Source organism: Oscillibacter sp. KLE 1728, assembly GCF_934833455.1.
GTDB lineage: Bacteria > Bacillota > Clostridia > Oscillospirales > Oscillospiraceae > Oscillibacter > Oscillibacter welbionis.
The window spans coordinates 1-7,877 of record NZ_CAKVVF010000092.1 but is presented as its reverse complement, the minus strand read 5'-3'; the positions used below and the strand labels follow the sequence as shown (position 1 = coordinate 7,877).

Annotated in this window: 12 protein-coding genes; 7 read left to right on the top strand and 5 right to left on the bottom strand. The window is 63.4% G+C overall.

Features of this window, described 5'->3' with window-relative positions; all coding sequences use genetic code 11:
• The 5 genes from QVE23_RS09535 to QVE23_RS09515 form a co-directional block, all read left to right on the top strand.
• Window positions 1-342: Hsp70 family protein (locus QVE23_RS09535; protein WP_287968052.1), on the top strand; the 342-nt coding region annotated here is incomplete at its 5' end.
• Between the two features lie 197 nt (window positions 343-539).
• A complete protein-coding gene (gene dnaJ, locus QVE23_RS09530) occupies window positions 540-1,679 on the top strand; it encodes a molecular chaperone DnaJ (RefSeq protein WP_021748252.1) in 1,140 nt (379 codons plus the stop codon).
• Between the two features lie 7 nt (window positions 1,680-1,686).
• Window positions 1,687-2,496 (top strand): histidinol-phosphatase HisJ family protein, encoded by an 810-nt coding sequence (locus QVE23_RS09525; protein WP_267288142.1) that lies wholly within the window; start codon window positions 1,687-1,689, stop codon window positions 2,494-2,496.
• Window positions 2,497-2,591: 95 nt separating this feature from the next.
• Window positions 2,592-3,029: a ribose 5-phosphate isomerase B gene (gene rpiB / locus QVE23_RS09520; RefSeq protein WP_021748254.1), complete on the top strand. Its 438-nt coding sequence runs from the start codon at window positions 2,592-2,594 to the stop codon at window positions 3,027-3,029.
• 37 nt (window positions 3,030-3,066) lie between these two features.
• Window positions 3,067-4,110, top strand: coding sequence for a putative glycoside hydrolase (locus QVE23_RS09515; RefSeq protein ID WP_025545080.1), 1,044 nt, complete (start codon window positions 3,067-3,069; stop codon window positions 4,108-4,110).
• Between the two features lie 59 nt (window positions 4,111-4,169).
• Here QVE23_RS09515 and QVE23_RS09510 read toward each other — a convergent pair whose 3' ends face one another.
• From QVE23_RS09510 to QVE23_RS09490, 5 genes are read right to left on the bottom strand one after another with little or no spacing between them, the layout of a single operon-like run.
• Entirely contained in the window at window positions 4,170-4,469 is a 300-nt protein-coding gene (locus QVE23_RS09510) for a hypothetical protein (RefSeq protein ID WP_021748256.1), read from the bottom strand.
• Window positions 4,466-5,197: an MBL fold metallo-hydrolase gene (locus QVE23_RS09505; RefSeq protein ID WP_502919090.1), complete on the bottom strand. Its 732-nt coding sequence runs from the start codon at window positions 5,195-5,197 to the stop codon at window positions 4,466-4,468. Before QVE23_RS09505 ends, QVE23_RS09510 begins: the two co-directional genes overlap by 4 nt.
• Window positions 5,194-5,505, bottom strand: coding sequence for a YbjQ family protein (locus QVE23_RS09500; protein ID WP_021748258.1), 312 nt, complete (start codon window positions 5,503-5,505; stop codon window positions 5,194-5,196). Before QVE23_RS09500 ends, QVE23_RS09505 begins: the two co-directional genes overlap by 4 nt.
• Window positions 5,486-5,740, bottom strand: a complete 255-nt coding sequence (locus tag QVE23_RS09495; RefSeq protein ID WP_025545082.1) for a hypothetical protein — start codon at window positions 5,738-5,740, stop codon at window positions 5,486-5,488. Before QVE23_RS09495 ends, QVE23_RS09500 begins: the two co-directional genes overlap by 20 nt.
• Window positions 5,724-6,377 (bottom strand): MerR family transcriptional regulator, encoded by a 654-nt coding sequence (locus tag QVE23_RS09490; protein WP_025545083.1) that lies wholly within the window; start codon window positions 6,375-6,377, stop codon window positions 5,724-5,726. Before QVE23_RS09490 ends, QVE23_RS09495 begins: the two co-directional genes overlap by 17 nt.
• 212 nt (window positions 6,378-6,589) lie before the next feature.
• Here QVE23_RS09490 and mutY point away from each other — a divergent pair, with 212 nt between their 5' ends.
• Both mutY and QVE23_RS09480 read left to right on the top strand, forming a co-directional pair.
• On the top strand, window positions 6,590-7,672 hold the full coding sequence (mutY, locus tag QVE23_RS09485) for an A/G-specific adenine glycosylase (protein ID WP_051319938.1): 1,083 nt from the start codon (window positions 6,590-6,592) through the stop codon (window positions 7,670-7,672).
• A 3-nt stretch (window positions 7,673-7,675) separates the two neighbouring features.
• A partial coding sequence (locus QVE23_RS09480) for a hypothetical protein (protein WP_287968047.1) occupies window positions 7,676-7,877 on the top strand: 202 nt, incomplete at its 3' end.

Genomic DNA, 7,877 nt, shown 5'->3' with positions numbered 1-7,877 from the left:
GAGGTCCGCAACCAGGCCGACCAGATGGTCTACCAGAGCGAGAAGACCCTCTCCGAGATGGGCGACAAGATCCCTGCCGATGACAAGAGCAAGGTCCAGGCCGGAATCGACAAACTGAAGGAGGTTCTGAAAGGCACGGATACCGCTGCCATCAAGACCGCTACCGACGAGTTGACCCAGGCCTTCTACGCCGTCAGCGAGAAGCTGTATCAGCAGGCCAATCCCCAGGGGGCCCAGGGCGGCGCCCAGCAGCAGGCCGGCCCCGACGCCGGCGCCCAGCAGGGCCAGTATTATGACGCCGACTACAAGGTGGTCGACGATGACGAGAATAACAAGAAGTGATCAGATGCCATGCGGCCGCGCGGGCGGGGGACACCCCCGCCTGCGCGGCACGCTCTCATGAATTAGGAATTAGAAATCAGGAATGAGGAATTGAGGTGTCCGGCGGAGCCGGACGGATTTCAATTCATCCGCCGGGAGCGGATTCCACAATTCCTAATTCCTAACTCCCCATTCCTAATTGAAAAGTTGGTGATTCTATGGCAGAACAGAAACGCGATTACTACGAGGTCCTGGGGGTTTCCCGGGGAGCCTCTGAGGATGAGATCAAAAAGGCCTATAAAAAAATGGCCCGGAAGTATCACCCGGACCTGAATCCGGGGGACAAGACGGCGGAGGAGAAGTTCAAGGAGGTCAACGAGGCCTATGAGGTCCTCTCCGACGCGGACAAGAAGGCCCGGTACGACCAGTACGGCCATGCGGGCGTTGACCCCAACTTCGGCGCCGGGGGCTTCGGCGGCGGATTCGACGGGAGCTTCGACTTCGGCGACCTGGGGGACATCTTCGGCAGCTTTTTCGGCGGCGGCTTCGGCGGCGGGCGGCGCACCAATCCCAACGCCCCCCAGCGGGGCGAGAGCATCCGCATGTCCATCGCCATCAGCTTCGAGGAGGCGGCCTTCGGCTGTGAGAAGGCAGTCACCGTGGAGCGGTATGAGACCTGCGACACCTGCCACGGCAACGGCTGTGCCCCCGGCACGTCGCCGGAGGTGTGCCCGGACTGCCACGGCACCGGGACGGTCCAGGTCCGGCGGCAGACGCCCATGGGCGTGTTCGCCACCTCCTCCCCCTGCCCCAAGTGCGGCGGCAAGGGGCGGATTATCCACCAGCCCTGCAAGGACTGCCGGGGCAGTGGTATGGTGCGCAAGAAAAAGACCATTCAGGCCAGCATTCCCGCCGGCATCGACAACGGGCAGACCATCTCCATCCGTGGACAGGGCAACGCCGGCAAGAACGGCGGCCCGGCGGGCGACCTGCTGATTACCATTACGGTCCGGCCTCACGAGCTGTTCCGGCGGGAGGGCACCTCCGTCCTGTGCGAGGCGCCCATCACCTTCACCCAGGCGGTGCTGGGTGCGGAGCTGGAGATCCCCACCATCGACGGCAAAGTGAAGTATACCCTGCCGGAGGGCACCCAGTCCGGCACCACCTTCCGCCTGAAGGGCAAGGGCATCCCCTCCATCAACGGCCGGGGGCGGGGCGACCAGTATGTCACCGTCTACATTGAAACCCCCAAAAATCTGAACAAGGAGCAGAAGGAAGCCCTGAAGAAGTTCGCCGAGACCATGGGCGAGAGCAATTACGAGGAGCAGAAGAAGTTCTTCAAGAAGTTCAAAAAGTGAGGCACGTATGTATTTAGCCGACTACCACGTCCACTCCCGCATCTCACCGGACGCCTCCGCCTCCATGCAGGAGATGGCGGAGGCGGCCATCCGGCTGGGGTTCCAGGAGATCTGCTTCACAGACCATGTGGAGCCCATCCGGTTCGGCACCACCGAACCCCGGGGGGCCTATGACTGGGATCCCATGATTGCGGAGTTCCGCGCCGCCCGGACGGCGGTGGGGGACCGGATCACGCTGCGCCTGGGCGCGGAGCTGGGAGACGCCGTGTGGGGCATCAGGCGGATGGAGTCCATGCTGGCGGAGGCCCCGCCGCTGGACTTTCTCATCGGCTCCATCCACACCCTGTCGGAGAAGATGGAGGGTCGGGACCTGTATTTCCTTACCCCGCGGGACGAACAGGAAGCGCGGGACTGCCTTGCCGACTACCTGGGCCAGGTGCGGAAGCTCGCGGAGTGGGGGCGATTCCAGGTACTGGGCCATCTGACGCTGCCCCTGCGGTATTTGAACGAGAACCGGGGGATGCATGTCAGCTTCGACGGGTTCGAGGAGGAGATCGCGGAGATCTTCCGCCTCATCATCCCCAAGGGCATCGGGATCGAGCTCAACACCAACCGGGGCAACACCCCGCTGCCGGACGAAAAGTGGCTGCGGCTGTACCGCTCCCTGGGCGGCGAGATCGTCACCCTGGGGACGGATGCCCACACGCCGGGGTTTGTGGGCTGTGCCGTCCGGGAGGGGCAGGCGCTGCTGCGGGCCTGCGGATTCCGCCGTTTTGCCGCCTTCCGGCAGGGGAAACCGGTATGGCATGAATTGTGATTTGCTTTTCAGGGGAAAACTGGCTATAATAAATCCATTCCAGCCCCATTCCTCTCCGAATGGGATGACTTGATTTGAAAAGGAGAACGATCACCATGAAAATCGCTCTGGGTTCTGATCACGGCGGCTACGCGCTGAAATGCGACATCATCCAGCTTCTGGAGAAGCTGGGCCATGAATACAAGGACTTCGGCTGCTACTCGACGGAGAGCTGCGACTACCCCGACTTCGGCGAGGCGGCGGCCCGGGCTGTGGCCTCCGGCGAGTATGATCGGGGCATCGTCATCTGCACCACCGGCATCGGCATCTCCATTGCCGCCAACAAGGTGCAGGGTATCCGCTGCGCCCACTGCGCCGACTCCCTGGAGGCGGAGATGACCCGCCGCCACAACGACGCCAATATGCTGGCCATCGGCGCGGGGTTCACCGGCAAGAACCTGGCGGAGCGGATGGTGGAGGTGTTCCTCTCCACGGACTTTGAGGGTGGCCGGCATGAGCGGCGCGTGAACAAGCTCAACGCCATCCAGCCCTGACGGGCAGGGGCAATCTCCTGGAGAAGAGGTGACGGACATGGGAGGCACCAAGGGCTACCGGAGCTACCGGGGCAGGACCTCCAAGGGGAAGATCGCGCTGGCAGTGCTGCTGGTGCTCATCATCCTGGCGGCGGTGGGCTTTCTGTGGCTGCAGGAGTATATCGTCTACGATAGGGACGGCAGCTTCCACCTGGAGTTGCCATGGAAGACGGAGACGCCCCCCGCGGAAGAGGAAGTGCCCCCAGAGGACGTAGAGATTACCATTCAGGAGCCGGAGAAGCCGAAGGCTCTGGCTGCCTTCTCTGCTTCCGCCGCGCCGCTGACCCAGGCGGGCTGGAAAGATGCCTGGCTGGGAGCCTCTGTGATGTCTGCTCCCGCCTATAACGCTGCTGCCGTCACGCTGAAAGACAGCACCGGACACATCTACTTTGCTGCCACTGGCGCCGCGGCCGGCACCGTGAGCACGGCGGAGGACACGGCGGCGGCTCTGGCGGAGGTGACGGAAAGCAGTTACCACTCCATCGGCCGGATGAGCTGCTTCCTGGACCCCATTGCCGCCCGCGCGGACGTGGAGGGCATGGGACTGAAGAACACCGGTGGCTATATCTTCTACGACGGGAACAACGGAAACTGGCTGGATCCCAGCAAGCCGGCGGCCCGGCAGTACCTGTGCACCCTGGCGGCGGAGCTGGCACAACAGGGTTTTGATGAAATCCTGCTAACGGATGTGGGCTATCCCACAGTAGGGAAGCTGGACAAGATCGACTACAACGGCGCCGACCGGGCGGCCAGCATCCGGCTGTTCCTGGAGGAGCTGCGCAGCGCTCTGGGTGAGTATGGTGTGGCTGTCTCCATTGAGCTGCCGCCGGAGGTCATCACCTCCGGCGCCGACGACACTGCCGGCCTGGTACTCTCGGATATCGCCCCGCTGGTGGACCGAGTCTACGCCGTCACCACGGTTGACCAGATCCCCGCGCTGGAAGCGGCGGTCAGTGCCGCCGGTGAGGACACGGACTTCGTGGCGGAGCTAACGGGCCACAGCCCTGATGTGACCGGCAGCTGCCTGATCCTTGCAGATTGAAGACAGATGAAGAGGAGAGCGCCCGTGCCGATTGGCACGGGCGCTTTTCTGGAGCTTCCTCAGCGGTGCGCCTCCTCATAGGACCGCAGGGTCCCCTCTGTCAATCGGGAGAGCTTATGGAGCCGTTCATTCACCATATCCCACATACACATGGGCAAGTGATCCCGGTGACCACGGTGCAGCGTCACGCACTCAAAGCAGTTGCCGTGGTGAGGGCAGGCCTGCTTGCAGGGGCAGTGGTCACCGCTCTCCCGCACCTGCTTCAGAAATTCCCGCTTGATGGCCATGGCTTCCGCATGGCGGCCCTCCCGGTCCAGCTCGTTTTGCTCAATTGCAAGTTCATTGCCATCGATCTTCATGTGTCCGCTTCCTCCTCAAATGTAAAGACTTGACCGACTCTGTTAACGTACACAGTTCGGGATGTGAAAGAAGTATAGCATGACAGGAATTGATTTGTAAAGTTAAAATTTCCCCACTGGTGCATGGGCAGAAAGCGGCGGATATCCGCCAGCTCCAGGAAGTACTGGGGGCCACGGAAGCCGTCCTCCCCCAGACGGGGATCCAGAGGCAGCATGGCCAGATCGATCTTCCGGCCCCGGAGAGGTTCCGCATACCGCCGGAAGTCCGCTTCCATGTTCCGGTTCCAGACGGGGTCCTCGCCCTCCCAGTGCCACCAGTTCAGATCCCCGGCATGAAAGACCGTCCGGCCTTCCGCCGTCACCAGAAAGGCCACGCCCTCGTCGGTGGAGGGCAGTGCCTCCACGGTGACGCCGGGCAGGGGAGAGGCGCTCTCCCCGCCGGAAAGCACCCGGCAGTCCGCGGCGGCTTTTTCCGAGAGTCCCCATTTCTTCCGGTTCCGGTCTGTCAGATGGATGCCCTTGCCAAGAAGGAATCGGACATCCCGCTGCCCGTCATCCAGAGCAAAAATCCGGGGATCAAAGTGGTCTGGATGGCGATGGCTGGCAAAGACCAGCAGGGGGCCTGATGGCAGGGGGGGCAGGTCCCCCTTCCACCAGTCAAAGAGCAGCGTGAGACCGGGCAGCTCCACCAGAAAGCCGCTGTGGTCCAGAATGGTGACGTGCATCATTTGAACTTTACAGCCGTTCCGTAGGCAATGACCTCCGCCGCCCCCTGCATCACGGAGGCAGAGGCGTACCGCAGGCCCACCACTGCGTCGGCTCCCAGAGCCTCTGCCGCGTCCACCATGCGCTTGGTGGCGATCTGCCGGGCCTCCACCAGCATCTCGGTGTAGCCGGTGATCTCTCCGCCCACCAGGGTCTTCATACCGGCCATGAAATCGCGGCCGAAGTTTTTGCTGTACACCACCGTGCCCCGCACGATGTCCAGGGCCTCAAATTCCTGGCCGGGAATGGTCTCAATACTGACGAGCTTCATATAATTCTCCTCCTTTGATCTCTTTCAAGCGGTCCCGCAGGGCCAGCCCCAGCGGGATCAGCCCTGCTGCCTGGACAGCGGCCAGAACCGCCAGCAGAACGGATGCCGCACCGCTGGGGAAAAAGGCCTGCCGCACCCACAGCAACACCGCGGCCGCAGCCAGCAGCCATACGGCCGTCCCTGCGGCGGACACCGCTGCTTGTCGGCAATCCCGCCGCTCAGTAGTTCCGCGCATCGTCTTCCTCTCCCCGCTCAATCTCCCGGACCCGCTGGACCAGGGCGATGACCACACCGACCACCACTGCCGCCGGGATGGCCACAAAGAGCGCCAGCACCGGCAGGGGCGGCGCACCGGCCGGATCCACCTCGAAGGCCCAGAGGAAGAGCCAGATCAGCCCCGCCATCAGGACTGACATGACGATGGCGACCACGATGGGCGCCACGAAGCGGCGGCGCCTGGTGTCCTGCTTCTGCTTGTTCATAAAGGTCGTTCCCTCCTGTTCCATCTGGGCCATCCGATCCAGCAGGGACTGGGCGTCCAGCTCCTCCAGCCGCTCCCTGCGGTCTGTGAGCGTCCCGCAGAAGCGGATGGCCGCTTCCAGATTCTGCCGCTCCCGCTCCAGGGACACCAGATGGCGGCGCATACCGTCCCCCACGGTGTAGGCGCCGTGCTGCATCTGCCGGATCTCCTCCAGCGGAAGGCCCAGCTTCCGAAGCAGCTTGATCCGCCGCAGGACCTCCACCTCAGTCTCCCCATAGTCCCGGTAACCGTTCTGGCTGTTCCGCCGGGGGGAGAGCAGTCCCTCCGCCTCATAAAAGCGGATGTTCTTCCGCGTGATGCCCACCAGGGCTTCCACTTCATTGATTTTCAAGGGATTACACCTCATCTCTGGGGACAGGGTACACCTTCCACCCGGGGGAAAGTCAAGGGACTTTCAAAATTTTTGTACAGGGGGTGGGAAGTTGGCGCCGGATGTGGTACAATAACCGCAATGCGGCGATTGTGCGGCTGGACAGGCTGATACAGCGGCGCAAGTTCGGAAAGGGTGCCATATCCATTCTGCGGATATGGTACAATCATACCATGTGCGGTGAGAATTTGACAACCAAAACTGTTTTACAAGATTTGCCGGGGCCGCTGTTGGCGTGGTATCGGGCCAATGCCCGGGACCTGCCCTGGCGGCGGACCACAGACCCGTATCAGATCTGGGTCTCGGAGATCATGCTGCAGCAGACCCGGGTAGCGGCGGTGCTGGGGTATTATGCCCGCTTTCTGGAGACATTCCCCACGGTGGAGGCTTTGGCAGCCGCCCCGGAGGAGCGGCTGATGAAGCTGTGGGAGGGCCTGGGCTATTACAGCCGGGCCAGGAACCTGCAGAAGGCCGCCAGGATCGTGGCGGAGCAGGGCGGCCGGTTTCCGGACACCTACCAGGACCTGCTGGCCCTGCCGGGGGTGGGGGACTACACCGCCAGCGCCATTGCCTCCGCCGCCTTCGGCCGACGGGAAGCGGCGGTGGACGGCAACGTGCTGCGGGTGGTCATGCGGCTGACGGACTGCCGGGACGATATTGCCGATCCCAAGGTAAAAAAGGCCGTGCGGGCACAGATCCAGGCCGTCATGCCGGAGGCTGAGGCGGATATCCGCGTCTTCAATCAGGCCACCATGGAGCTGGGGGCCACGGTCTGCGCACCCAACGGCCCGCCCCGGTGTCTGGAGTGTCCGGCCATGGCCTTCTGCAAGGGCCGCCTTCGGGGCACGGCAGAGGATCTGCCAGTGAAGGGGGCCAAAAAGCCCCGCCGGGTGGAGGAGAAGACGGTGTTCCTGCTGGTGCGGGACGGAAAGATCGCCCTGCGGAAGCGGCCGGGGACCGGCCTGCTGGCGGGCCTGTGGGAGTTTCCCAACGTGGAGGGAGCCCTGGACGAGGCTGCCGCCGGAGCGGCGGTGTCCGTCTGGGGCCTGGAGCCCAGGCGGTGGGAGAGCCGACTGACGGCGAAGCACATCTTTACCCATGTGGAGTGGCACATGACCGGTTACACCCTGGAGGTGGCGGGAGACGGCCCGGCGGACTTCGTCTGGGCAGATGCCGGAGCCCTGTCGGACCGGGCGGTGCCCTCCGCCTTTGGGCGGTATTACACGGAAGCGGCAGCACGCTTGAAGGAGGAGTGACGAATGGGCTGGCTGGTGGGACTGCCCCTGGGGCTGTTTCGGCTGCTGGGGAGTATTTTGCTGGTGGCGCTGCGGTTTGCGGTGCCCATTCTCATTCTCGTGGCGGTGATCTTGGTGGTGCGGCATGTGCGGAGGCGGTCCGCCCGGTACCGGGCGGAGGACGAGGACAGGCAGGAGCCGAAATTTCACGGCCCTGTGTATACGG

Bases quoted from the DNA above. Each gene is read 5' to 3' on its own strand.
- dnaJ (WP_021748252.1), top strand. From the start codon at position 540: ATGGCAGAACAGAAACGCGATTACTACGAGGTCCTGGGGGTTTCCCGG.
- QVE23_RS09525 (WP_267288142.1), top strand. From the start codon at position 1,687: ATGTATTTAGCCGACTACCACGTCCACTCCCGCATCTCACCGGACGCC.
- rpiB (WP_021748254.1), top strand. From the start codon at position 2,592: ATGAAAATCGCTCTGGGTTCTGATCACGGCGGCTACGCGCTGAAATGC.
- QVE23_RS09515 (WP_025545080.1), top strand. From the start codon at position 3,067: ATGGGAGGCACCAAGGGCTACCGGAGCTACCGGGGCAGGACCTCCAAG.
- QVE23_RS09510 (WP_021748256.1), bottom strand. From the start codon at position 4,469: ATGAAGATCGATGGCAATGAACTTGCAATTGAGCAAAACGAGCTGGAC.
- QVE23_RS09505 (WP_502919090.1), bottom strand. From the start codon at position 5,197: ATGATGCACGTCACCATTCTGGACCACAGCGGCTTTCTGGTGGAGCTG.
- QVE23_RS09500 (WP_021748258.1), bottom strand. From the start codon at position 5,505: ATGAAGCTCGTCAGTATTGAGACCATTCCCGGCCAGGAATTTGAGGCC.
- QVE23_RS09495 (WP_025545082.1), bottom strand. From the start codon at position 5,740: ATGCGCGGAACTACTGAGCGGCGGGATTGCCGACAAGCAGCGGTGTCC.
- mutY (WP_051319938.1), top strand. From the start codon at position 6,590: ATGTGCGGTGAGAATTTGACAACCAAAACTGTTTTACAAGATTTGCCG.